At 57.3% G+C, this 25,050-nt stretch carries 18 protein-coding genes; 5 read left to right on the top strand and 13 right to left on the bottom strand.

The features are described from left to right. Positions 1 to 110: 110 nt before the first annotated feature. Entirely contained in the window at positions 111 to 1,568 is a 1,458-nt protein-coding gene (gene gndA / locus J2S70_RS05295; RefSeq protein WP_307682696.1) for an NADP-dependent phosphogluconate dehydrogenase, read from the top strand. Between the two features lie 163 nt (positions 1,569 to 1,731). On the opposite strand, the gene J2S70_RS05290 is transcribed toward gndA, so the two are convergent. The 3 genes from J2S70_RS05290 to J2S70_RS05280 are packed head-to-tail and all read right to left on the bottom strand — an operon-like array spanning position 1,732 to position 4,741. Next, complete coding sequence (locus tag J2S70_RS05290) at positions 1,732 to 3,045, bottom strand: TRAP transporter large permease (protein WP_307682695.1); 1,314 nt, start codon at positions 3,043 to 3,045, stop codon at positions 1,732 to 1,734. Beyond that, positions 3,042 to 3,698 (bottom strand): TRAP transporter small permease, encoded by a 657-nt coding sequence (locus J2S70_RS05285; protein WP_307682694.1) that lies wholly within the window; start codon positions 3,696 to 3,698, stop codon positions 3,042 to 3,044. The genes J2S70_RS05290 and J2S70_RS05285 overlap by 4 nt, the downstream gene beginning before the upstream one ends. Then, the gene (locus J2S70_RS05280; RefSeq protein WP_307682693.1) at positions 3,698 to 4,741 is read right to left on the bottom strand and encodes a TRAP transporter substrate-binding protein; all 1,044 of its coding nucleotides are present in this window, start codon (positions 4,739 to 4,741) and stop codon (positions 3,698 to 3,700) included. The genes J2S70_RS05285 and J2S70_RS05280 overlap by 1 nt, the downstream gene beginning before the upstream one ends. A 282-nt stretch (positions 4,742 to 5,023) precedes the next feature. Here J2S70_RS05280 and uxaC point away from each other — a divergent pair, with 282 nt between their 5' ends. Both uxaC and J2S70_RS05270 read left to right on the top strand, forming a co-directional pair. Then, complete coding sequence (gene uxaC, locus J2S70_RS05275; RefSeq protein WP_307682692.1) at positions 5,024 to 6,448, top strand: glucuronate isomerase; 1,425 nt, start codon at positions 5,024 to 5,026, stop codon at positions 6,446 to 6,448. A gap of 267 nt (positions 6,449 to 6,715) precedes the next feature. Further along, complete coding sequence (locus J2S70_RS05270) at positions 6,716 to 8,461, top strand: glycerol-3-phosphate dehydrogenase/oxidase (protein WP_407702634.1); 1,746 nt, start codon at positions 6,716 to 6,718, stop codon at positions 8,459 to 8,461. A 119-nt stretch (positions 8,462 to 8,580) separates the two neighbouring features. Here J2S70_RS05270 and J2S70_RS05265 read toward each other — a convergent pair whose 3' ends face one another. From J2S70_RS05265 to J2S70_RS05225, 9 genes are all read right to left on the bottom strand, one after another. Then, on the bottom strand, positions 8,581 to 10,236 hold the full coding sequence (locus J2S70_RS05265; protein ID WP_307682691.1) for a hypothetical protein: 1,656 nt from the start codon (positions 10,234 to 10,236) through the stop codon (positions 8,581 to 8,583). 187 nt (positions 10,237 to 10,423) lie between these two features. Continuing rightward, positions 10,424 to 11,281: an HpcH/HpaI aldolase family protein gene (locus tag J2S70_RS05260; protein ID WP_307682690.1), complete on the bottom strand. Its 858-nt coding sequence runs from the start codon at positions 11,279 to 11,281 to the stop codon at positions 10,424 to 10,426. After that, positions 11,266 to 12,051 (bottom strand): 2-oxo-hept-4-ene-1,7-dioate hydratase, encoded by a 786-nt coding sequence (gene hpaH / locus J2S70_RS05255; RefSeq protein ID WP_307682689.1) that lies wholly within the window; start codon positions 12,049 to 12,051, stop codon positions 11,266 to 11,268. The genes J2S70_RS05260 and hpaH overlap by 16 nt, the downstream gene beginning before the upstream one ends. 85 nt (positions 12,052 to 12,136) lie before the next feature. After that, entirely contained in the window at positions 12,137 to 14,077 is a 1,941-nt protein-coding gene (locus J2S70_RS05250) for an FAD-dependent monooxygenase (RefSeq protein WP_307682688.1), read from the bottom strand. A gap of 16 nt (positions 14,078 to 14,093) precedes the next feature. After that, positions 14,094 to 14,747, bottom strand: coding sequence for a GntR family transcriptional regulator (locus J2S70_RS05245; protein WP_307682687.1), 654 nt, complete (start codon positions 14,745 to 14,747; stop codon positions 14,094 to 14,096). An 87-nt stretch (positions 14,748 to 14,834) separates the two neighbouring features. Then, positions 14,835 to 16,274 carry an MFS transporter gene (locus J2S70_RS05240; RefSeq protein WP_307682686.1) on the bottom strand — a complete coding sequence of 480 codons (1,440 nt, stop codon included), beginning with the start codon at positions 16,272 to 16,274 and terminating at the stop codon, positions 14,835 to 14,837. Further along, positions 16,274 to 17,341, bottom strand: coding sequence for a 3,4-dihydroxyphenylacetate 2,3-dioxygenase (gene hpaD, locus J2S70_RS05235; protein WP_307682685.1), 1,068 nt, complete (start codon positions 17,339 to 17,341; stop codon positions 16,274 to 16,276). The genes J2S70_RS05240 and hpaD overlap by 1 nt, the downstream gene beginning before the upstream one ends. Positions 17,342 to 17,451: 110 nt before the next feature. Next, a complete protein-coding gene (locus tag J2S70_RS05230; RefSeq protein WP_307682684.1) occupies positions 17,452 to 18,981 on the bottom strand; it encodes an aldehyde dehydrogenase in 1,530 nt (509 codons plus the stop codon). A 36-nt stretch (positions 18,982 to 19,017) separates the two neighbouring features. Further along, complete coding sequence (locus J2S70_RS05225; RefSeq protein ID WP_307682683.1) at positions 19,018 to 20,475, bottom strand: fumarylacetoacetate hydrolase family protein; 1,458 nt, start codon at positions 20,473 to 20,475, stop codon at positions 19,018 to 19,020. A gap of 278 nt (positions 20,476 to 20,753) precedes the next feature. Here J2S70_RS05225 and J2S70_RS05220 point away from each other — a divergent pair, with 278 nt between their 5' ends. Together J2S70_RS05220 and J2S70_RS05215 are read left to right on the top strand one after the other, a co-directional pair. Continuing rightward, entirely contained in the window at positions 20,754 to 22,232 is a 1,479-nt protein-coding gene (locus tag J2S70_RS05220) for an NAD-dependent succinate-semialdehyde dehydrogenase (protein ID WP_307682682.1), read from the top strand. Positions 22,233 to 22,404: 172 nt separating this feature from the next. Beyond that, positions 22,405 to 23,670, top strand: a complete 1,266-nt coding sequence (locus tag J2S70_RS05215; protein ID WP_307682681.1) for an ATP-binding protein — start codon at positions 22,405 to 22,407, stop codon at positions 23,668 to 23,670. Between the two features lie 16 nt (positions 23,671 to 23,686). Here J2S70_RS05215 and J2S70_RS05210 read toward each other — a convergent pair whose 3' ends face one another. Continuing rightward, positions 23,687 to 25,048: a family 4 glycosyl hydrolase gene (locus J2S70_RS05210; protein ID WP_307682680.1), complete on the bottom strand. Its 1,362-nt coding sequence runs from the start codon at positions 25,046 to 25,048 to the stop codon at positions 23,687 to 23,689. Positions 25,049 to 25,050 lie beyond the last annotated feature (2 nt).

Genomic DNA, 25,050 nt, shown 5'->3' with positions numbered 1-25,050 from the left:
CCTCGGATGCGGACACTTGGGTGAGAGGCGATGAAATTAGGTAGATTTAACATGACGACGGCGGAACGTTCGCCGCGCACAAGGTGTTGCCTAAACCCCGAGGAGCCCAGATGACCTTCCCCGCACCACAGCATGCAATTGCCGACATTGGAGTTACCGGCATGGGAGTGATGGGATCAAATCTTGCCCGCAACCTTGCCCGCAACGGCTATAAGGTAGCCGTGCATAACCGCTCCCCTGAGCGCACCGAGCGCATGATCGCCGACCACGGCGGCGAGGGCGAGTTCTTTCCGTCCACCTCGGTTGAGGATTTCGTGAATTCTCTGGTAAAGCCGCGCGTGGCCATCATCATGGTGGCCGCAGGCACGCCGACCGACGCCGTCATCGAACAGCTCGCCGCCCAAATGGAAGAAGGCGACATCATCGTCGACTGCGGCAACGCGCAATATGAAGACACCCGGCGGCGTGAAGCTTCACTACGCGAACGTGGGCTTCACTTCGTGGGAGCCGGGGTATCTGGCGGCGAAGAAGGTGCACTCCTCGGCCCGTCAATCATGCCCGGCGGTACCGTCGAATCCTATGATCGCCTCGGCCCGATGTTCGAAACCATTGCCGCGAAGAAAGACGGCAAACCCTGCTGCACTCACGTGGGACCGGACGGCGCCGGCCATTTCGTCAAGATGGTACACAACGGCATTGAATACGCGGACATGCAGTTAATCGCCGAGGCCTACGACCTCATGCGCCAGATTCTCAACATGAGCGCCCCCGAGATTGGAGAGGTTTTCGCCGAGTGGAACAAGGGCGATCTCGAGTCCTACCTCATTGAAATTACCGCCGAGGTACTTCGGCACCACGACCCGAAGACTGGTCAGCCTTTCGTTGATATCGTGCTCGATCAGGCCGCACAAAAGGGCACGGGCGCGTGGACTGTTCAAACCGCTGCCGCGCTCGGCGTTCCCACCACGGGAATCGCCGAGGCCACCTTCGCCCGCTCCCTTTCCGGTTCCGTTCCCCAGCGAAAAGCCGCGCAGGGTGTGCTGCCGGGCCACGGCGGCGTCGTTGAAATTGCCGACCGCGACGCGGTCATCGAAGACATTCGACTCGCACTTTACAGCTCGAAAATGGTGGCCTATTCACAGGGCTTCGAGCTGATCCGCGCAGCCTCGGCCGAATACGATTGGAACATTGACCTCGGCGCTATGGCGCGAATCTGGCGCGAAGGGTGCATTATCCGCGCCCGCTTCCTCGATCGCATCACCGAGGCTTACGACCGCAATCCGCAGCTGCCGCTACTGATTGCAGATGAATTCTTTGTGGCCGAAATCGCCAAGTCCGTGGCTGCCTGGCGGCGCATCATCAGTGCTGCTGTCAGCGCCGGAATTCCGATCCCTGCCTTCTCCAGTTCGCTCGCTTACTACGACGGCGTCCGGGCCCCGCGCCTTTCCGCTTCGCTCATCCAAGCGCAGCGAGACTTCTTTGGCGCGCATACCTACCGCCGCGTTGACATGCCGGGCACATTCCACACGAACTGGTCAGAGGATCGCGACGAAGAACAATGGGATTAGCGGCTGGCTCATAGCAGACCGGAAGGGATCACTTATACCGGGGGAATCTACCCCGTTTGAGTGACCGCCTACTCCGCCTACGCATGCGCCTGCTATCAAAGTGAAACAATGGGGGGCGCGGTATCGGCTGATACCGCGCCCCCGCTACTTTGCTGGCAATCCGCTATATGAGCCCAAAGACCCCCGGCAGCCAGAGCGAAATCGCAGGAACGAACACGACCACGAATAGCGACAGCAAAATTCCAACAAGGAATTGCCATAGCTTTCCGATAACCGGTTCGATCCGTAAGCCTGCAACCTTCGCGCCAACAAAGAGCACGTTACCCACAGGCGGTGTAATCACGCCCACCGACAGGTTCATAACGACCATCGCTCCGAAGTGAACCGGGTGAACGCCCAGTTCGGTTACGATCGGCAGGAAGATCGGCACGAAAATCAGGATGGCCGGCGTCGGATCCATAAATGTGCCGACTAGGAGCAAGATGAGCATGATGATGAGCAAAATGCCCGTCTTCGACTCGGTTACGGACAGCAGACCGCTCGCGATCATGTCCGGAATGCGCGCGAACGCCATCACCCAGGACAGTCCCGAAGATACGGCCACGAGAAGCATCACGACGGCGGTGGTGCGGGTGGCGCTTACCAAAATTGCTGGCAGGTCCGAGACTTTGATGTTCTTATAGATGAATCCGAGGATCAGGCAGTAGACCACGGCGATCGCCGAAGATTCGGTTGCCGTGAAGAAGCCGCCCAAAATACCGCCAATGACGATGATGATCATCAGCAGTGATGGGAAGGCACGCCAAAGCGTAATTCCAATGACCTTCGCCGACGGGCGTTCTTCCGGCTGAACGACATTCTTCTTCTCATGCCGGTAGTAAAGAATAACCGCCACAATTAAACACGCGACGATCCACAGCACGCCGGGGCCAACGCCCGCCATGAACAGCGCGGCAATCGAGGTCGAGGAGACCAATGAGTAGACAATGAACGTGTTCGACGGCGGCAGCAACATGCCCGCAGGCGCCGAGGCAACGTTGACCGCAGCGGCATAAGGGCGCGAGTAGCCATCCTTGACCATCCGCGGATTCATAATCGTACCGATCGCGGAGGCCGCGGCAACTGCGGCGCCCGAGACCGAACCGAACAGGCCGTTGGCGACGACGTTCGTCTGCGCCATCGCGGCGGGTAGCTTGCCGACAAGAACCTTGGCGGCATCGATCAACCGGGCAGCAATACCACCCTGATTCATGAGCACACCGGCCAAAATGAAGAACGGTATGGCAAGGAGTGAGAACGAGTTCACGCCGGTGAACATTCGGCCGGCGATCGACATCGCGGCCACATCCGGGGCCATCACAGCCATTGCGGCGATGACCGTCGGCAAGCCGATAGCGATAGCAATCGGCACCGAAGTGGCGATCAAGACGACGATTCCAACAAGCAGGATCAGACCTGCGGCAGCTGTAGGTGTCACTTGCCTGCTCCCTTCTCACGCGCATTGACATCGGTGTTGTCGTAAGTCACGTGCACTTTCTTTGCCTCTTCCTCATCTTCGATGAAAGAGCCGTCTTCAGCGAGGTGCAGTTCTTCCTCGGCTTCCTCGGCAAGTTTCTCTGCCTCGGCAGCGGCAGCCTCAGCTTCTGGCACCGGGTAATTCGATTCGCGACCAGCCGAGATTTCGATGATGTGGTAAATCGCGTACAGCACGATTGCAACACCAGCGATCGGGATCACCAGGTACACCGAACCGATGTTGACCGGCAAGGCCGTTAGATTCTGTGACCACGCATTCATCGCCGCATTCCAGCCGCCCCACACGAGGACGAGGGCCGCGAAGATCAGGGATACCACGTGCGTCCAGATAGCAAAGACGCGCTCCTTATTCTCATCGAATTTGCGTGCCACGTATTCAACGGCCATGTGTCCACGTTCGCCATAGACGAGCGCGGCACCAAGGAATGACAGCCACACGAACAACATTTTTGCCAGTTCTTCAGACCAGGTGACCGGCGAATTCAGAACGAGGCGGGAAAAAACCTGCCACGTCGTCGCCAATACGAGCAACGTGAAAAGGATGGCACACACAACTTGCAAGAACCGATTAAGTACTTCAATTACGGTATTCATTAGTTAGTACTCCCTTCACCCGTATCGGCGGAGCGGATCGCCTCAAACAGACTCTTTTGATAGTCCGTGACCACATACTGATCAACGATCGGCTGGAGAGCTTCATTGAAGGCCTCGTTATCAACCTCGTGATAGGTCGCACCGCCAGCTTCGGTTTCAGCCTTAGCCGCCTCAGTTTCTTCGAGCCATAGTTCAGTGTGGTGATCCATCGAGTCGTACCACGCCTCGTAGAGCAATTCCCGATCTGCCTCGGGCATCGCCTGCAACAAATCGTGGCGCATGATCATGTAATCCAAACCAACCAGATGCGTGGTGTAGGACAGGTAGGGTGCCACCTCAAAGTGACGGGCTGTTAGGTAGGAGACGATATTATTTTCCGCCCCGTCGAGCACTCCCGCTTGAAGGGCCGAATATACCTCGCCATAAGACAGCGGAGTGGCCGATCCTCCCATCAGCTCAATCATGCGAATATGCATATCGGATTCCTGGACGCGGATCTTCTTGCCATTCAGATCGTCCGGAGTTGTGACCGGGCCAAATGTCGAATAAATGTGGCGCTCGCCCTGGGTGTAACCACCCAGAACCGTGATGTTCTCACTTTCTTCGAGGGAGGCAAACAGGTCACCAACAATCTCAGGCTGCTGGAGCACGTCGATCTGATGGGCAATGGAACTAAACGTCGTCGGCATGTTTAAAACCCGGAAATCGACGTTCACATTCTCGAGCTGAGTGCCTGACACGATTGCCATTTCAATCGCGCCGGACTTCACCATTTGCAAAACTTCCTGCTGGGAACCGAGCTGTTCGTTCGGAAAGACTTCGACGACGTAGCGGCCGTCCGTCTTCTCGTACAGCTCTTCGGCAAATGCTTCTAGAGCAATAAATGACGGGTGGCTTTCCGTTTGATTTAAAGCCACTTTAAAATATGAGACGGTGTCTTCTTCTCCAACGCTATCCAGATCGATACCGCCAAAACCTGCACATCCGGTGAGGGCAATGAGCGAACTGGCAAGCAGTGTGAGAAGCTTCCAACGTTTCTTCATTGGAACTCCTTACTGTGAACTGACTGTGCTGTCGGGTTCACACGTAGTATGTGTGCGTTTCGCAACGCTGCGTTAACGCTCGCGTAAGCACCGCCGTCGGCGGCGGAAAGGCGAGATGAGAAGAGCGTAGCAACTTTTTCCGCAAGCCGAAATACCTTACCCGTATTTATCCATATAAAACGCTAGGCTCTGCCCACATTAACCACTATCCTTGATAGCAAGCTCGGCTCACAGATGACCGACACCTCGCCAGCAGGCAGGCCCACCAATAGGAAGGCACTTATGAAACTCCAGCCACATCCAGATCGCCTGTTCCCGGCCGATCCAACCACTCGCGACATCGCAAGACAGTTGCATGACACGATCAAGGACGAGCCAATCATCTCTCCGCACGGCCACGTCCCGCCAGAATGGCTTGCTGAAGACATCCCGTTCAAGGACCCGACCTCGCTCCTGATCACTCCAGATCACTACGTCAACCGAATGCTTCACAACCACGGCATACCGCTCTCCTCACTGGGCGTGGGGCAAACCGAATTTTCCGAAGAGGATTCGCGTAGGGCATTTTGGCTTCTGTTCAAGCACTGGTGGCTCTACCGAGGCACTCCAGTCAAGTACTGGATGGAAAATGAACTGTACGACTACTTTGACATCCGGGTGCGCCCGTCTGAAGAAACAGCCGATGAAATCTATGATGCGATCGCTGAAAAGCTCGAGAAGCCCGAGTTCCGGCCGCGTGCTCTGTACAAGCGCTTCCCGCTTGCTTTCCTTGCGACCACCGATGACCCGGTTGACGACCTGCGCCATCACAAGAAGCTTGCCGAAGATCCGGATTGGGACGGCGAAGTACGCCCCACCTTCCGCCCGGATAAGTATCTTGAACCAGCACGCGAAGACTGGCCGCAGCTCATGCAGGACCTTTCCGACGTCTCCGGCATTGACACGAGCACCTGGGCCGGTTTCAACGAGGCAATGGAAAACCGCCGCGCTTTCTTCAAGGAAAACGGCGCGATTTCTACCGATCATTCCCATCGGGATCCGGGCACAGCCCGGCTATCTGACGCGGATGCCGAGCGTATCTACAAGGAGGCCCTGGCCGGTAAGGTTAGCCAGGAGGATGCGGATGCGCTGCGCCGGTCAATGATGTACGAGCAGGTGCGCATGGCGAGCGAGGATGGCTTGGTTATGACCCTGCATCCTGCCGTGTACCGCAACCATCACACGCCGACGTTCGAAAAGTACGGCGCCGATGTCGGTACAGATATTCCTCTCAAGACGGAGTTCACCGAAAATCTTCAGCCAGCGCTCGCCGATTTCGGTACATCGGAAAACTTGCACATCATCCCGTTCACGATGGATGAGACGGTGTACTCTCGCGAGCTTGCTCCTCTGGCCGGGTTCTACCCATCGGTCTTCATCGGTGTGCCGTGGTGGTTCATCGACGCTCCGGAGGCAATGGCTCGTTTCCGCGGCGCGATCACCGAAACTGCGGGCTTCACCCGGACCTCTGGGTTTATCGATGATACTCGTGCATTCCTGTCGATCCCGGCTCGCCACGATGTGGCTCGCCGTGTTGACTCTGGCTACATCGCGAAGCTGGTTGCCGAGCACCGCTTGGAGATGGATGAGGCTGTCGAAGCTATTCATGAGTTGACGGTGAATAACCCGATTCGTGCTTTCAAACTTGGTGACATTTTGAATAAGTAGCGGATCTCTAACATTTGAGGGACGATCCTAGACTGATCTTCGTACAAGCGAAGATCGCTTCGGGATCGTCCCTCATTTTTCTGCCGAGGCGCGAGCTGTTCCGGGGGCAAGCAAACGTGCAGTTAGCCTTGGAACTATTAACAGATGTGCACCACCTTGTTAGCCACGCAACACCCGATTAAACTTGTTATATCCGTGAAAAATGTGGACGTCCATAATATATCAGCCAACGGAGGCTGATGTGACAGCAACAGTTTGGAGGAACTCGTGTATACGTCAACACTTTCAGCAGAAACTCGCACAGAATCACTCAAGGCGATGACGGAGGAAGAGCTCGACATCCTCGTGATCGGCGGTGGCGTGACTGGCGCGGGTATCGCATTTGATGCCGCCACACGCGGGCTGCGCACCGGCATCGTGGAAGCTCAGGATTGGGCGTCCGGCACGTCGTCGCGTTCCTCGAAGCTCGTGCATGGCGGTTTACGCTATCTTTACCAGCTAAATTTCGCACTCGTGGCGGAATCTTTACGCGAGCGCGGCTTGCTTCTCACTAAGACGGCTCCGCATCTGGTCAAGGCTCAGCCGTTCTTGTGGCCGCTGAAGATGCGTGTCATCGAGCGGAGCTATTCGGCAGTGGGCGTTGGAATGTATGACGCGATTGCGCAGAGCTACCATCGCGGCTCCGTGCCAGTCCAGAAGCATCATTCGAAGAAGAGTTCCCTCGAATTGGCGCCGGCGCTTGATCCGTCATCGCTCATCGGTTCACTCGTCTACTACGATGCGCGCGTCGACGACGCACGGCTGGTGGTCAATCTTGTTCGTTCGGCAGCACAGTTCGGCGCCTACGCAGCAAATCGCACTCAAGTGGTCGAGCTGCTCAAGGAAGGCAAGCGCGTCATTGGTGCGAAGGTTCGTGATTCCCTGACTGGCGACGAATACGATATTCGCGCGAAGGCGGTCATTAACGCAACCGGCGTGTGGACCGAAAAGACGCAGTCACTGGCGGAGACGGGTGGCGGTCTCAAAGTTCTGGCATCCAAGGGTATCCATATCGTTGTTCCTAAGGATCGAATTCGTTCCAAGGTCGGAATTTTCCTACGCACGGAGAAGTCGGTTCTCTTCATTATTCCGTGGAAGCGCTACTGGGTGATCGGTACGACCGATACGGCGTATCACGAGAACAGGCTCGAACCTGTGGCAAATAAAGAGGACATCGATTATGTGCTCGAGCAGGCTAATTCGGTACTAGCCGACAAGCTGTCGAAGGATGACGTGGTTGGCACGTTCGCTGGCCTTCGCCCACTGCTCCAGCCGGGAACTTTGGATGGAGACGAGTCGAAGTCCACCAAGGTATCTCGCGAGCATACGGTCACAGAGGCCGCACCGGGGCTGACAGTTATTGCCGGCGGCAAACTGACCTCGTACAGGCAAATGGCGGAAGACGCGGTCGATTTCGCACTCAAGACGGCGAATCTAGCCGAGCGTGAGTGCCGCACGAAAGATACGCCGCTTGTTGGCGCAGCCGGATATCAAGCGTTGTGGGATTCGCGTCATCGCCTTGTTGACGAGTCCGGGCTCTCGTTGGACCACATCGAGGATCTCCTGGATCGGTACGGCACGGATACGATGAAGATTCTCGAGATGATCGAAGAAGATGAGACACTCGGTAAGGGCCTTGAGGGTGCGGAAGAATACCTGCGGGCAGAGATCGCTTTCGGCGTTCTCCATGAAGGCGCACTTCACCTGGAAGATCTTCTAACCCGCCGCACTCGCTTGCAGTACGAGCATCGTAACCGCGGTTTGGACCAAGCGGAGGAGGTTGCGGATATCGCAGCTGAGCTCCTCGGTTGGAACAAGACGACCCGCCAAAACGAGATCGACCAGTACAGGGCGCGTTGCGAAGCGGAAGACAAGGCGGAGGGGATCACATCCGAGGCTGAAGCTCAGAAGGTGCGCGAGGAAGTGGAGCCGATTACCCCGTTTGTGGACGTCAACCCAGACATCGAAGGCTAACCAGAGCAACTCGAGCGGCCACACGCACAGCTCGAGAATCCGCCCACCTGCGAGGGGTTGTGGTTAAACGCGAGGGGAAGATCCCCTCGCATCTGACCAACCCCTCGCATCTGGCGTATCTATCCTTGATCTTGTACTGATTCGGAAGATTCAATCGGTGTTGGGAGCTCGCTTTCCGTAGGAATTTCTAGCAAGAGACCCTCAAAAGCATCCAACTGATCGCTGTCTACCTCATTCCCAAACACCAAATCGATGTCTTCATTTGTGCATGTGAGACGGATCTTCGGCTGATTCCCATCCTTGTTATTTGCTCGTGGCCGCACATATTTCACATCATCACGCGGAATCTTATGGGAGAACTTACCGGTCTGCATAAATTTTTTGGCCTCGGCAACCAGCAAACGCTCATTTGTTAAAACAACGAAATTCCCAGCAAAATCGAGTTTCGGCAATTTTAGAACTCCAGATACCTTGCCAACTGCGGACCTAAAGCCATCAATTTTCAAGTTCAAATCGGATTCATTTACAAATGCAATGACCTCGACTATCTCATCCGCGTCCAAAGACCACCGAAGAATCTTCAAGTACGATTCAATATCCATTTCCTCCGGCGAGCATACAATTTCGGGGATGTTCACCGAAGCGTGTTTGGGGCTCAGCTTTTCCACGAGTGGTTCCAAAGCAAGTAACAAACCTTCGGCACGTTCTTTTACCCTTCTCCTATCTTTCTTTAGGGGATCCTTAAAGGTGCGTCTCCCATCAAGCCGAACAATATGGTCGAGCTCTCGATAGAGCGAGACAGTCAGCTCGCGAATCTCATCAAGATAGTCATCGAGTTCATTTGGCGTTTCACGTGTCAATTTTTCATAATGAAGGGCTTCACTTGGATCGTGCGGAGCGAGTTGCTTAGCACGAAGCGCGCGCAAAACTCGGTATCGCGCGTAGAGCACCAAGGAATCAATTTGCGCGTAGGCATCCTTAATAATTTTTTCACCGTTATCAAGCAGATAATCGCAGAGCTTTTCCTCCTGAAACTCTCGAATTTTGGAGACGTGCGAATCGATATCTTTGTTGTATCGACGCCTAAACTCATTAATCTTCGGATCCGAAGCTCTGACCTGATCCCACGTCGTGTCGGTCATCCCTCCGATCTCTACAACTTCCTTCAGTGCGTTTGAAAGCGAGTCTTGGTGGCCCTGAAACTCATTCTCTCGTTCCCTTCTAGCCTCATCGAGAATTTGTTTAGAGATTGCAATGTTCCGTTGATTCTGTTCAGCGATTCGATCAATTTGTCGCTGGATCACTATCATTGCGACTGCGGGCCCGATTTCCCCCATGATCGCTCCGACTCCGGCGAGGGACACCGGAACGAATCTCGCTTGTGCGATTATTTTTCCGTTTTTCATCACGGAACCAATTTTCGCCCCACCTTTAGTTGATAACTTGGCACCTGTGCCGAGCAACATCTGGGTCTCCGGAGCAAGAGCGTAGAGTCCTTTCAAAGATTGGTACAGTGTTATCCCATTTCCGGTAAGGGTGCTCGCATTCGCGACTTTTGAAATCACACTCTCAATATTTTCAAACTGGAATTCGGGAATATCCTCAAATCGCAGAATTTCTGAATCGTCTGACTTGGTTTCGTATTCAAAGAGGAAACCATCGCCAAGCCCATCAAGAGCGACCCCAAGGTCTTCGCTATTGGTTAGGCTCACAAGCTCATCAGAAGGTTCATACGAATCATTCTGCGTCTGATCAAGATCCGGTTTATTACTCATATTGCAACCTACCTAATGTGCGGGTTTCATCTTTCCCAGTTTAGGACTATGAGCACCCTTGCGCACTAACGCAGAAAAGCGCCAAATATTTTCGAGAACAAAAATTTGAGGGACGAACCCAGCCAGATCTTGCTAAATACGAAGATCGGCCCGGATTCGTCCCTCAAATGTCACGAGGCCTAAAGCCCTAGTAAGAATCTGGCTCCTCGCCTGCATCCCTACCCTCGCGGGCGTCTATGTACTGCACGGCCAAAGCCTCGGATTGCCGGGCCAAGATCGCCACATCCGCCCCGACCAGGATGAAATCAATCCCGGCATCGATATAACTATTCGCCAGCTTCGGATCGAAGGCATTGATCCCAACCGGCTTGCCAGCCGCGCGCCCGGCTTCGATTGCTTTGTGAACATTGGCGACCACATCGGGATGGCCCTGCTGACCAATCAGCCCCATCGAGGCAGCCAGATCGGAAGGTCCGATAAAGATGGCATCAACGCCGTCAACCTCGGCAATAGCCTGCGCGTTTTCAACAGCCTCGGCCGATTCGATCTGCACAATCAGCGAAACGAGCTCATCGTTGGCACGAGTCAAATAGTTTTCAACCCGGTTCCACCGGGCCCCGCGCGCGAGCGCCGAACCAACCCCGCGCACGCCCTCCGGCGGATACCGCAGCGAACGCACAGCTGCCCGGGCGTCGTCCGCAGTATGCACCATTGGCACCAACAGGTTCTGCGCGCCTAAGTCGAGATACTGTTTGATCATCACCTGATCGTTAAACGGCACGCGCACAACCGGCGTAGCCGGATAGGGTGCAATCGCCTGCAACTGCCCCTGGATGTCCGCCAGCGAAAGCGGCGCGTGCTCGCCGTCGATCAAAATCCAGTCAAGCCCGGAACCGGCCGCAATCTCGGCGTTCACCTGCGAGCCTGAGGTTACCCACATGCCGATAAGCGAACGCCCTCCGCCGTGCGGCTGACCTAAGTCCGCGCCGCGCTGCTCAGAAAGCCTCTGCGCAAAAGTCGGGGGAAGTTCTACACGAAACGACATGAGATCGTCCCCATCGGCCCGTAATCACATAGAACAGTATCGCCGCGCTCAACCCACATGGGCCGCGTGAAAGATCCGGCCAGAATAATCTCGCCGGCCTCCAAACGATCCCCGTGCTGGTGGAATTTATTCGCCAGCCACGCCACGCCGGTTGCCGGATGGTTGAGAACCCCGGCGGCAACGCCGGTCTCCTCGATCGTCTCGTTCTTATACAAGAGCGCACCCACCCACCGCAGGTCGATGTCTTCCGGCCGGGTGGGATTTCCGCCCAAGATCATCCCGCCATAAGCCGCATTGTCCGAGATCGTATCCACGATGGTCCGCCCCTCAAGCTCGATATGCGAGTTGAGAATCTCCAGCGCAGGGGTCACGTATTCGGTGGCCCGCAACACGTCGAACAACGTGCAGTTCGGCCCCTCGAGTGAATCCTTGAGCACAAACGCCAGTTCCACCTCGATGCGAACATTCAAGAACCGGTCATAGTCGATCACGGAACCGTTTTCATACACCGTGTCTTCAAACATAACGCCGTAATCCGGCTCCGAAATCCCAGTCGCAGCCTGCATGGCCTTCGACGTGAGCCCGATCTTCCGGCCCACGATCTTCCGGCCAGCGGCAACTTCACGATCGCGCCACGCGGCCTGAATAGCGTAGCTGTCCTCTACCGTGGCCTCCGGGTAGCGTGCGGTAATTCGAGGCATCACACTGCGCGTGCGATCAGCCTCGGCCAACTCGGCCGCAATCTCTTCAAGTACTGATTTTTCAAGCATGATGTCCCTTTTCAATGATCGTTGCTCCGGTGGCCGCCCGCGGATCGCGAGCGGCCACCCAAAGCAAGATTCCATCCAGCAGCGCTTAGCTCAGATCAAAAATCGGAGCGAAGAAATCCGCGATGGACTGTGTGTCTTCCAGCGAGGCAATGTGCGCCACGTACATGTCGGGGCGAACCACGATAACTGCACCATCGCGGGAGATACCACGCATGTCGAAGATGTCTTCCTTCTGGAATAGATTGGTCGTCATCGGAACCACCGCATCGCGCTTCTCGGGAATACCCGGGTGGTGGATGATACCGAACACCTGATTCTTATCTTCGAGCTGCCACTTTCCAACGCGCGGCCGGAAAATCTCCGGCGCATCACCAAGTTCGAACTCGCGGTGCGGCTGCTGGTAGATCACCTTCACGTCAAATACCGAGTTGACGTCGTCGCCCGGCTTGGTATGCCGCACAACCGGAGAGTCCGGCGAATTTTCGAGCCAGTCACCGAACGCACGTACCTTTGAATCTTGCGCGTCGGCCTTCGGGCGATCGGCGAACACGTAGATCCGCCAGCGGCCGTCCGCCTCGTGCAGGTGGCCAAGGTGGACGTCATGAGCGTCCGAGCGGCGCATGACGCGCGCCGACTTAAAGCGCTTGCCCAGCGGGTATCCGGTGGCCAACTCCTGCTTCGCATCGGAGGCGATCAGCAACGACGGCGGGTACTCGGTTCTAAACCCGGATGGGAACTCCCACGTACGAACGTAGAATTCCTCGATCGACTCATCGTCCGCAGCAGTGGCAGCCATGCGGCTCGACCACTCGAGATCAAAATCGATCAAGTCCTGCGCCACTGGCTGACGCTCGGAATTATAGGTATTGAGCAGTGCCGGCGAGGAGTATCCGCGCAGCACCTGGGCGAGCTTCCAACCGAGGTTGAAGCCGTCCTGCATGGACACGTTCATGCCCTGGCCTGCCTTCGCCGAATGGGTATGGCAGGCATCGCCAGCGATGAACACGCGCGGATCTTGCGAGCCGCGGTTTTCCGGTAGCACGTCGTCGAAACGTTCGGTTACCCGGTGCCCAACTTCGTAGACCGACCACCAGGCAACCTCTTTAACTTCGTAGGAGTACGGAGCCATGATGCGGTTGCCCTTGGCCACGATTTCTTCGAGCGGAGTGTTGCGGACCTGGTGGTTGTCGTCTTCCGGTACCTCGCCAAGATCCACGTAGGTACGGAATAAGTAGCCGCCCTCGCGTGGAATGTGGAGGATCGATCCGTGGCTGGAGTTAATGATCGCCTTCGTCATCGCATCCGGGAAGTCCGTATCCACGAGGATATCGGCCACGCCCCACGCGTGGTTGGAGATCACGCGGGAATTCTTTGCGCCGATCGCTGCGCGTACGTTGGAGCGGGCGCCGTCTCCGCCGACGACGTACTTGGCACGTACCGTCCGCTTCTCACCTTCGTTATCGGCACCGCTTCCGATGATCTCGCACTCAACCGGGTATTCCTCACCTTCATTGATCTTGAGGGTCACGAAATCCCAGCCGAAATTGACCGGCATACGCGAGGATTGACGGCTCATGAAGCGGCGGAAATAGTCGAGTACGCGGGCCTGGTTCACAATCAGGTGCGGGAATTCGGAAAGCCCGGACGGGTCGTCGTCAGTCCAACCGGTACGCACAATGTGATCGGGGTTGTCTGGATCGGGCTTCCAGAACGCCGTCTCCGTAATTCTGTAGCCTTCTTCAATGATTTCCTCGGCAAAACCGAAAGCTTGGAAAGTTTCGACCGAACGGGACTGGATACCGTCCGCGTGACCAAGCGGCAGCCGCCCGTCGCGCTTATCAATAATCCTTGCCTCAATATCAGGGAAAACTGACAGCTGCGCGGCCGTGATCATTCCGGCGGGGCCCGAGCCCACGATCAGAACATCTACTTCGTCGGGCAGGTCCGGATTGCGGTCAACGCAAGCGTCGTCAACAATTTTGACGCGGGGATCTTCGGAAATGTAACCGTGGTGGTGAAATTGCACTGTAAAAACCTTTCATCTATGCGGCGTCCCGGAGTGATCGCTCCAGCGACTCCAACTTGTGCGCGCGGGCGTAGGCCTCGATCTCCTGGGCCGTTGCGCCAGTTGTCATAAGTTTCAGCAGATGCGAATGCTGTTCGACGGAGGACGTCGAGCGCTGCTCGTCGAATTCGAATGACGTGCGGCGCATCAGCGAAACCCGCTCCGCTTCTATATTCATCAAGTCAATGAGGCGAGGATTAGGGCATTGCGAAGTCAACACCGCGTGAAAATCGTTGTTGAGTTTGCGGTAGTTCGCCGAATCAAAAACCGGGGCGTCGACGAGGTAGCGCATGTCCTCATTGAGTTTACGCGCCTCGTCGATGTGGCTTTCGTTCAGGTAAGGTGCCGACGACGCCGTCGCCATACCTTCAAGCAGTGCGAGAACCCGCAGCGCATCCGCGTAGCCTGAAACATCCACGTGCGTGACTTGCGCACCGACATTATGGGTGTATTCGACGAGTCCTTCTGCCTGAAGCCAGCGGATGGCTTCACGCACGGGAACAGCAGATACGCCGAACTCTTTGGCTAGCGTGCTGATGGTCAGCTTGTAGCCTGGCGAGAACCGGCCGGTTACGATGGCTTCTCGGACGGCCTCGTATACTCCGGCGGATTTCGACTTCTGCATTCCCATGGACTTTCTACTTTCTTGTTGTTGCTGTGGGGCCGGGAATGGCCCCACAGCTTTGGTTGAATCTCTGTAGAGATTCTACGTGTAACCTTAGAAACCAGCTCCGCGTTCGAAGGTTGTTTCGATGACGCCCTCTTCTTCGGCCGCGATCTTTTCGATCTCGGCGTTGATTTCGCCGTCGGCTGCCGGGCTGAGGTCGCGGCCGGTTGAATTCGGAATGGTCACGAGCGCGATCGCCGCAACAACCGTGACGATCGCGATGTAGATTGCCACCGAGTTCGTTGTGCCAGTCTGCGCCACAAGGTAAGTGGCGATGAGCGGAGCGAATGCGCCGCCGAGGATCGCGCCGAAGGCGTTACCGAGGCCTGCACCCGAGTAGCGGATCTTCGCCGGGAACATTTCGGCGAACATTGCCGCTTGCGGACCGTAGGTGAAGCCAATGGGTATTGCCCACACCAGCATTCCGAGCAGGATCTGGGTCATGGTGCCGTTTTGGACGAAGCCGAACAGTACCCATACCCAAACGATCTGGATGACGAAGCCGATCATGTACACGGGCTTGCGGCCGATCTTGTCCGAAAGCCATGCCGAGAAGATTGTGGAGATGATCCACATGACGGCCGTGATCGAGATGAAGTTCAGGATCGTGTCCCGATCTAGGCCGCGATCTTGCGTGGTGTAAGACAGGATGAAGCCGCCGGTGATCATATAGCCTGCTACACCGTTTCCGGCGAAGACGAGCGCGCTTTGGATGAGCGGCTTCCAGGCGGTCTTGAACATGTCAACGATCGGGAGGCGAACCTGTTCGTCCTTCTCGTCCGCTTCACGAATTTCTTCCATGACTGGCGATTCGGAAACGCCGAGGCGGATCCACATGCCGATGCCGATCAAAACGAGCGAGAAGAGGAAGGGCACTCGCCAACCCCAGCTCATGAACTGCTCGTCGGTGGTCAGCACGGATACGACAGTCAGCACGAGAGTTGCCATCAGCATGCCTAGCGGCACGCCGATCTGCGGGAAGCCGCCGTACAGGCCACGCTTTTTCACGGGTGCGTGTTCGACGGCCATGAGAGCCGCACCGCCCCATTCCCCGCCGGCCGCTAGGCCCTGCAAAATACGGAGGATAAGCAGTGCGATCGGTGCGATGACGCCCGCGCTTGCGTACGTGGGCAGCAAGCCGATCACAAAGGTGGCAATACCCATCATTAGCAGGGTGGCGACGAGCATGGCTTTGCGGCCGAGCTTATCGCCGTAGTGGCCTGCAATCGCAGCGCCAAGCGGGCGGAAGAAGAAGGAAATACCGACCGTCGCGAAGGAAATTAGTCGGCCGGCAATTTCTCCCGCGCCCTGAACGAACGGATCGAAGAACAGCGGCGCAAAAACGATTGCCGCCGCGTTCGCATAGATGAAGAAGTCGTACCATTCGACGGCGGTGCCAACGAGTGTGCCAACGGCAACGCGACGATCTTCGCTCTTCTTGGTTGAAAGAACGAGGTCCTCGCGGTTGTGTGGATGTGCTTCTGGTGCCATCAGATTTGTTCTCCTAGCTTGAAGCCCTTCTCTTCATCGCCCTTGCGGGTATAGGAGAAGCCGTCCGCACCAATGGTGACGTCCATTTCGCGTGCGTCGGTGCGCTCGACGAGCGGCTGGAGGTTGCCGTCGAGGTCGAGCACGCGCGAGGCGTCCGTGTACCAGGACGGTACGACGGGCGTGCCCCACCAGTCACGACGCTGGTTGTCATGAACGTCCCACGTGACGACTGGGTTGTCCGGATCACCGGTCCAGTAGTCCTGGGTGTAAATTTCAACGCGGTGGCCATCCGGATCGCGCAGGTACAGGTAGAAGGCGTTGGAGACGCCGTGGCGGCCGGGGCCACGCTCGATCTGATCGGACATGCGCAGGGCGCCGAGCTTATCGCAGATCGCGAGAATGTTGTGCTTTTCGTGGGTTGCGAACGCGATATGGTGCATGCGCGGGCCATCTCCACCTGTCATGGCGGTGTCATGAACAGTGGGCTTGCGGCGTACCCAAGCGGCGTACGTCGTTCCCTCATCGTCCTTGATATCTTCCGTAACGCGGAAGCCAAGATTTTCCATGTACTTAACCGCGTTTGGCACATCTGGTGTGACCTGGTTAAAGTGATCAAGGCGCACGAGTTCACCTGGAGCCTGCCGGTCGTATGCCCAAGCCAAACGCTCAACGTGGTCTACCTCGAAGAAGAACTCGTACGGGAAGCCTAGCGGATCCACAACACGCACGGCGTTGCGAACGCCGTCGACGAAATCACCCCGGCGCACCTCGCAACCGAGCTCTTCGTAGAAAGCCGCAGCCTTCTCCACTTCCTCCTGACTGCGCACGCGGAACGCGAAAACCGCCACCGCTGCCTCTGGCCCCTTGCGCAGGATCAGGTTGTGGTGGATGAACTCTTCGGCCGAGCGCAAGTAGATCGCATCCTCGGTTTCTTTAGTCACCACCAGGTTGAGAACGTCCACGTAAAAGTGGCGCGACTTTTCCAGATCGGTGACGACGAGCTCCATGTATGCACAACGCACAATATCTGGTGCTGGTGCCTGTGGCTGCTTCGTGTAATCGGACATATTCAGTCTCCTTTGGCTGATGCCTCTCCGTTGAGGGTCGGCAGATTTTTAATATTGCTCAAAACGAGCGGCGGGCACGCTAGGTGGACCAGGCGTGCCCGCCAAGTGTGTTAGGCGCTCGGTCCTCCGAGGCCAAGATCGTTGTCTGCGTATCCGGTGGCACCGAAACGCGTGGTGTGCACGTCGCCGAGGGTGACGTGTATGGCCTGCTGGACGGAGTAGAAGTCGAGCGAGCGGTAGCCACCTTCGTGGCCAAGGCCCGAACCCTTCACGCCGCCAAACGGGGTGCGCAGGTCGCGAACGTTGTGCGAGTTAATCCAGACCATGCCGGATTCGATTTGGTGGGCGACGTTATGCGCGCGGGCGATGTCGTTCGTCCACACGTAGGCTGCTAACCCGTATTCGACGTCGTTGGCCAATTCGATCGCTTCTTCCTCCGTATCGAAAGGCGTGATAGCGACGACGGGACCGAAGATTTCTTCCTGGAAAATCCGGGCATCGGCCGGCACGTCCGCGAACACGGTGGCCTCAACGTAATTGCCCTCGGGAAGGTGCTCAGGGCGCCCACCACCGGCGACGAGGCGGCCTTCGTTCTTACCGATTTCAATGTAAGAGGTGACCTTCTCGTAGTGCTCCGGGTGAACCAGTGCCGCGATTTCCGACTTTTCGTCCGACGGCGGGCCAACGACAACCTTCTTGGCACGCTCGGCATAGGCCTCAACGAACTTGTCGTAAATCGAACGCTGGACCAGCAGACGCGATGAAGCCGTGCAGCGCTCACCATTAAGCGAGAAAACACCAAAGAGCGTGGAGTCGAGAGCCTTTTCAAAGTCTGCATCCTCGAAAATAATGGCCGGCGACTTACCACCGAGCTCAAGCGAAAGATGCTTCATGTACGGCGCGGAACGCTCGAAGATCTTCTTGCCGGTAGCAAGCGAACCGGTGAAGGACACCAGCGGCGCATCCGGGTGCGTGACGAGCTTGTCGCCCGTCGTGCCATCACCGTAAACAATGTTAAACACGCCCTTGGGAACGCCCGCGCGCTCCATGATTCCCGGCCACAACGAGGCCGAAACCGGGGTGAACTCGGCGGGCTTGAGCACGACGGTGGCACCGGAGGCGAGCGCCGGAGCGAGCTTCCACGATTCCTGCATGAACGGCGTGTTCCACGGGGTAATCAAAATAGCGACGCCGTGCGGCTTGCGGTTCACGTAGTTAATTTGGCGGCCGGGCATCGAGAACGCCTTATCCTCATTCGCCACGATCAGATCGGCAAAGAAGCGGAAGTTCTCCGCAGCGCGGTTTGCCTGGCCGCGGGCCTGGCGGATCGGCAGACCGGAATCAAAGGACTCGATTTCGGCGAGCTCGTCGTTGATCTTTGCAACTTCGTCCGCGATCGCGTTGAGGATCTTCCAGCGGGCGCGCGGAAGCATGTTCGCCCACGAACCCTCGTCAAATGCTGCCTTAGCTGCTGCGACGGCTGCATCCGCTTCTTCCTGACCACCCAGCGGTGCGCTCAGGTAGTTTTCGTTGGTGGTTGGCTCGAGAATGTCGAATCTTTCACCCGACTTCGAATCCACGTACTCACCGTTGATGTAATGCTTAATTTCTTCGGGAATTCCCGCAGGCTTTTGTGCCATGATGTCCTCTTTCGAACTCGTTAGCAGTTGGTATCGTTATTTAGCTGAAAGCCACTCGTTGTAGCGATCGCGCCACTGGGCATTGAGCGGATACAGGCCGTCCACAGACTCGCCGTTCGCAACCATTTCCGCGATAAATTCTTCTTCGGATTCCTGCTGCTCGGCGTCGGCAACCAGTTCCTCAACCATGTGCGGTGGGATGACGATCGCGCCGTCGTCGTCGCCAACGATCACGTCGCCAGGCTGAACGGCCACGCCGCCACAGGTGATGGTGACGTCGGTATCCCACGGGATGTGGACCCGACCGAGCACGGATGGGTGGGCGCCTTGCGCGAACACGGGCAGGCCGACCTCTTCAACCGGCGCCCAATCGCGCACCGCGCCGTCGGTGATGATGCCTGCCGCGCCGCGCACCTTGGCGCGCAGAGCGAGAATGTCACCGAGTGTGCCCGCGTGTTCGTAGCCTCGGGCCTCCATGACGAGCACCTCGCCCGGGTTGACCGAGTCGATTGCGCGCTTTTGAGCGTTATATCCGCCGCCGAATTTCTTGAACAGGTCCGGGCGGTGGCCGACGTAGCGCAGCGTGCGAGCCCGGCCGACGAGCTTTGTTCCCGGGGTTTGCGGGTGAACTCCATCGATGGAAACGTTCGGATAGCCCTTTTGGCGCATCTGCGAGGAAAGCGTTGCGAGCGCGAGCTTGGATAGGCGTTCGCGCAGATCGTCGGTCAACTCAAATTCTGGTTCGAGGCCCGCTTCTTCGCGCGAACCCCAAGCGTCGATCTTCTGCTTTTCATCCGCCTTCGGGGCCGAGCCGATGTCCGCCACCGGATCGCCGGCCACGACCGTCGTCGTCAACTCACCGGACGTCATCGACGGATCGTCTTCCGAATACACCTCAACCGTGACCGACTGGCCCGGCTGCAAAACCGAAGAACCCGACGGCGTGCCGGTTAGGATCACGTCGCCGGGCTCGAGGGTCATGAAGCGCGAAAGGTCAGCGATGAAGTGCGCGAAGGAGAACAGGAGCGTGGAAGAGGAATCATCCTGAACCACCTTGCCATCCACGGTGGCCTTCACACGCAAAGCATCAGGCGAAATCTTGGTGGCATCAATCAGCTGCGGGCCGATCGGGGTCATCCCATCGCCCGACTTGGAGCGCACGTTAGAGCCCTTATCTGCCGCGCGGAAATCAAGCAGCCCCATATCGTTCGCTGCCGTGACGTGGCTGACGTAATTCCACGCGTTTTCTTCGGAAACATTTCGCGCCGGCTTACCAATAATGACGGCGATCTCCGCCTCGAAAACCAATAGATCGGTATTTTCCGGGCGGGTGACCTCACCGGGACCGGTCAACGAGGACGAAGCCTTCATGAAGTACGAAGCCTCGGCGGGGATACGGCCACGCTGCTTTGCACGCGACGGATAGGACAGGTGGACGGCGATAATCTTGCCGACCTCGCGGCCGAGGGTTTGGGAAACGATGTTGTGGCTCAAAGCCCGCTCCTTTGCACGACTCCAGATTTTCCTTCAAGAGCGATAGCCCTCTCAGTATTTGCCTCAGAGGCATGTGCCCCTTCGACGCAGATCGTATATGATCTTGTATATGATCTTCGTTGCAAAATGCTTCGACGTCAAGGCGATTTTGGAAATTGACCCAAATTACCTCTAAAACGGCAGGTCACAGGGCCAAATTACTAAACTCTTAAAATCGAATACCGCTCCACAAACCACAAAGCGCACGCCGATGTGCGCCAAAGCGGAAAGGCAAACCCATGGCAGAATCACGAATCACAGACCTCCTCGCAAGGATTCCAACCGGAATTTTCATCAACGGCGAATTTACCGACTCCTCATCCGGCGAACGCTTCGACGTGCTTAACCCGGCCACCGGCGAAGTGCTGACCACCGTAGCGGACGCGACGCCCGAAGATGCCGCTCGCGCTATGGACCTCGCGGCCGAAGCCCAGTGGGATTGGGCGGTCACGGCTCCTCGCGAGCGCGCAGAAATTCTCCGCCGCGCCTTTGACCTTGCCACCGGCAAATACCGGGATGACCTGGCCACCGTCATGACACTCGAAATGGGCAAGCCCCTCGACCAGTCCTACGGTGAGGTCACATACGGAGCAGAATTCTTGCGCTGGTTCTCCGAAGAGGCCGCCCGTATCCGTGGCGACTACTTCCGGGTGCCTGAAGGCCACCTGCAGGCCGTCGTCGTACGCCGCCCCGTCGGCCCATGCCTATTTATCACCCCGTGGAACTTCCCACTCGCGATGGCCACCCGCAAGGCTGGGCCCGCATTCGCTGCCGGAAACGTGGCGATTATGCGCCCTTCGCAGGACACTCCGTTGACGGCTTTGCTCTTCGCGCAGATCATGAACGAAGCCGGGCTGCCCAAGGGCGTGTTCGCCGTGCTGCCCTCAAAGCGCTCGCGGCCGATTACCGGCCCGCTCATCCAAGATCCGCGCATGCGTAAAATTTCGTTCACCGGATCCACCCAGGTGGGCAAGGCACTCCTCAAAGAAGCTGCCGACAACGTGCTGCGCACCTCCATGGAGCTCGGCGGAAATGCGCCGTTCATCGTCTTCGAGGATGCGGATATTGACAAGGCCGTGGAGGCCGCCGTCGCTACAAAGCTGCGTAACATGGGCGAGGCCTGCAACGCGGCCGATCACTTCTTCGTCCACACGGACGTCTACGAGGAATTCGCCGAAAAGTTTACGGCGCGGATTGCCGCAAAGAAGGTGGGCAATGGGCTTGAAGACGGCGTGGACGTTGGACCGCTCGTGTCCGAAAAACAGCTCGAAGATGTTTCCGCAATGATCGACCGCGCCGTCGAAGCCGGCGCAAAGATCGCGGCCGGTGGCGGGAAGCCGTTCAACACCGGATTCTTCCTCGAACCGACAGTGCTGGTAGATGTCGACCCTGAATCCGACATCGTGAAGGACGAAATCTTCGGACCGGTCGCGCCCGTGATTCGCTTTGAGGACGAGGCCGAACTGATCAAGACGATCAACAAAGACTCGGTTGGCCTTGGCGGCTACTTCCACACCAAGGACATGAACCGCGTGATGCGCCTTGCCGAGCGGCTGGAAATTGGCATGCTGGGCGTTAACTCCGCAACGATTTCCAATGCCGGCGCTCCGTTTGGCGGCATGAAGCATTCGGGCATGGGCCGCGAGGGCGGCAAAGAAGGCATCGAGGACTACCTGCAGACCGTGTACGTGGGTATGCCGGCGCCGGATTTCTTCTAGCCGGGCAAGCCGTGTGAGTACGGATTGATCAGCGCGGGTGGGAGCTGCTTCCACGCGGGTGGGAGCCCGGCCTTGGAACTCTTCGTTTACGTTCCTGCGTCCGGGCTCCCAAGTGCCGACGAAACGACTGATAGAATGCCGACGAAACGACTGATAGAAACCTGAAAGCACCATGTTACCTAGTTCCACCTCCACCTATCTCGGACGATATATTGACGACGAACTGGATGATTTATTGGACACACTGCCAGGAATTGCCATTGATGGCCCTAAAGGAATTGGCAAGACGGAAACAGCCGCGCGCCGTGCCGCGAAAACTTTTGCGATCGACAATCCAGCGACGCGCCAAATAGTCGCAGCCGACGCGCATAATCTCTTGACGTCTGCACCTGTGGTGCTGATTGACGAGTGGCAACATTACCCACCACTTTGGGACGCAGCCCGCCGACTCATCGACGCCAAGTCAGACACTACTTTTCTATTTACCGGATCCGCCACACCTATTGATGGCACGGACACTCATTCCGGCGCGGGGCGAATCGTGTCTTTGCGGATGCGCCCATTTTCTCTGGCAGAACGTCCAAGTACTCAACCGTCTGTTTGGATTAGCGATCTCTTCGCTGGGCGCGCAACAATCACTGGGCATACCCACTTCGAGCTATCCGATTATGCACGAGCCGTATGCGAAACCGGACTGCCCGATATTTTCCAACTCTCTGGCCGACCACACCGCACAGCCATCGCAGGATACGTTGACCGTATTATCGATCGGGACATTCCAGACCAAGGCCTCAATGTCCGGCGGCCCGCCGCGCTACGGGCATGGCTGGCCGCATACGCGGCAGCGTCATCAACCACGGCCTCGTACACAACCATCCTCAACGCGGCCACACCAGCGGACGACGACAAAGTCGCCAAAAGCACGGCCTTAACGTACCGTGACATGCTCACCAAACTGTGGATTCTTGACCCCGTTGAAGCCTGGCTGCCAAATGCCAATCCATTCAAACGCCTTAACACCGGACCAAAACACCAGCTAAGCGATCCAGGCATTGCCGCTCACCTGCTCAATCTCACACCCGAACTACTAGCGAGCGCCAGCCCCGGGACCGGAGAAATTTTCGGTCAGCTTTTTGAATCTCTAGCAGTTATGACGATTCGAGCGGCTAGCCAAGCCGCTGAGGCGCGTGTCTTCCACCTACGAACTAAAGGCGGAGAGCACGAAGTTGATGCAGTCGCTGAGCGGTACGACGGGAATGTGCTCGGTTTCGAAGTCAAACTTGCCAAAACTGTATCCGATTCAGATGTTTCCGACCTACACTGGTTAGGCGATCAAATTGGCGAACGATTAATCGACAAGGTCATCATCACAACCGGCAAAGATGCATACCGGCGGAGCGACGGCGTTGCTGTCGTCCCCCTCGCACTCTTGGGATAAGCCCTGCCGCAGCAACTCAGCGTTCGAACACCCTCCCAATATCCGGGTTCGCCCGGATGTACGCCTCGAGCACGTCCTTTGCCACATCAATGGAATCAACAAGCGGATGATGGCCAAGCGCCTTCCAGGCGAGGGTCTTATCCCCCGCGAGTGCCGCATCAATCACCAGTTCCTCGCACGCCTTCACCGCAGTCATGAGCCCGAGCGGCGGGCCGGTCACCGGGCCGGGCCGCCGCGGGTGGATACCATCCGAATCCACGGTGCATGGCAGCTCAATGATCGCGTCTTCGCGAAGTTCGGGCACCAGTAGTCCGTTCTCCGCATAGTCATCGGCATCCGTGTTCCCAACACCCAAGATCATCTGAAAATTCGAGGGGTTACCATTGGTCAGCCCATCCATCAGCTCAAGCGCCACGCGCTGGTAACCGCCGGTATCAACATCGGCAAGTGGGCGGGCCTCGCCCTCTTCGCGTGCCTCGGCCATATACGTCGCGTCCCGCTCGGCATTCACGCGCCGCCACAGCTCCCCCGAGCCCTCCGGATCAGCGGCCGCCCCCTCATAAAAATCACCCTGCTGGCGCACCAAAAACTCGCCGCGAGTTTCCCCCTCGCGAAGCCTCGCCACCACTTCCCGGTTCTTGTAGTAATAGAACAGGTACTCGTTCGGCATCATGCCAAGTGCACGAATCCAGTCCATGCCGATCTCTTTGGCTTCTTCCATTTGCGGCAAAAGCTCGTCGTCGCCAAGAAGCTTCGGCAGGTAATCCACGCCGCCCACCTTCATCGACCGCAACCACCCCAAATGATTCAGCCCCACGTAATCGAAGTCCACCTCCGCCTCGTCGAGCTCCATCAGGTGCATCGCCCGCCGCACCATCCCAATCGGCGTATCGCAAATGCTCACCACCTTGGGAAACACCCGGCGCATCGCCTGCGTGATAATTCCCGCCGGATTCGTGAAGTTCATAATCCACGCCTCGGGCGCGAGATCGCGCACGGCCTCGGCCAACCGGAGCGCTTCGGGGATCTGCCGAAAGGCGTAAGCATAGCCCGCGATCCCCACAGTTTCCTGGCCAAGAAGCCCCCGGTCGAGCGCCTCGCGCTCATCAATCACTCGCCCGCACGCACCCGAGATCCGCATCGCCGAGAACACGTAGTCCGTCCCGCGCACGGCTTCCTCGAGCGACGTCGTCGTGGTCACCTTCCCTATCGCGCCCATCAAACCGAGCTGCTCGAGAACGTTGCGCATCGTCGCAAGCCGCTCGGCGTCGATGTCATAGAGGACCAGCTCGCTCAGCCGCACGCTCGAGCCTTCTTGGAACACCGAAGCCATATGCGGCACACGGAAACCGCCACCGCCGATGAGAGTAAGTTTCATAG

Origin of the sequence: Trueperella bonasi (genome assembly GCF_030811535.1) — a bacterium.
Classification (GTDB): Bacteria; Actinomycetota; Actinomycetes; order Actinomycetales; family Actinomycetaceae; genus Trueperella; species Trueperella bonasi.
Note: the sequence above shows the minus strand (reverse complement) of the source record. Positions and strands in the feature narration are given on the sequence as shown.

Bases quoted from the DNA above. Each gene is read 5' to 3' on its own strand.
- uxaC (WP_307682692.1), top strand. From the start codon at position 5,024: ATGAAACTCCAGCCACATCCAGATCGCCTGTTCCCGGCCGATCCAACC.
- J2S70_RS05245 (WP_307682687.1), bottom strand. From the start codon at position 14,747: ATGGGAATGCAGAAGTCGAAATCCGCCGGAGTATACGAGGCCGTCCGA.
- hpaH (WP_307682689.1), bottom strand. From the start codon at position 12,051: ATGCTTGAAAAATCAGTACTTGAAGAGATTGCGGCCGAGTTGGCCGAG.
- gndA (WP_307682696.1), top strand. From the start codon at position 111: ATGACCTTCCCCGCACCACAGCATGCAATTGCCGACATTGGAGTTACC.
- J2S70_RS05260 (WP_307682690.1), bottom strand. From the start codon at position 11,281: ATGTCGTTTCGTGTAGAACTTCCCCCGACTTTTGCGCAGAGGCTTTCT.
- J2S70_RS05210 (WP_307682680.1), bottom strand. From the start codon at position 25,048: ATGAAACTTACTCTCATCGGCGGTGGCGGTTTCCGTGTGCCGCATATG.
- hpaD (WP_307682685.1), bottom strand. From the start codon at position 17,341: ATGTCCGATTACACGAAGCAGCCACAGGCACCAGCACCAGATATTGTG.
- J2S70_RS05285 (WP_307682694.1), bottom strand. From the start codon at position 3,698: ATGAATACCGTAATTGAAGTACTTAATCGGTTCTTGCAAGTTGTGTGT.
- J2S70_RS05230 (WP_307682684.1), bottom strand. From the start codon at position 18,981: ATGGCACAAAAGCCTGCGGGAATTCCCGAAGAAATTAAGCATTACATC.
- J2S70_RS05240 (WP_307682686.1), bottom strand. From the start codon at position 16,274: ATGGCACCAGAAGCACATCCACACAACCGCGAGGACCTCGTTCTTTCA.
- J2S70_RS05215 (WP_307682681.1), top strand. From the start codon at position 22,405: ATGTTACCTAGTTCCACCTCCACCTATCTCGGACGATATATTGACGAC.
- J2S70_RS05280 (WP_307682693.1), bottom strand. From the start codon at position 4,741: ATGAAGAAACGTTGGAAGCTTCTCACACTGCTTGCCAGTTCGCTCATT.
- J2S70_RS05220 (WP_307682682.1), top strand. From the start codon at position 20,754: ATGGCAGAATCACGAATCACAGACCTCCTCGCAAGGATTCCAACCGGA.
- J2S70_RS05265 (WP_307682691.1), bottom strand. From the start codon at position 10,236: ATGAGTAATAAACCGGATCTTGATCAGACGCAGAATGATTCGTATGAA.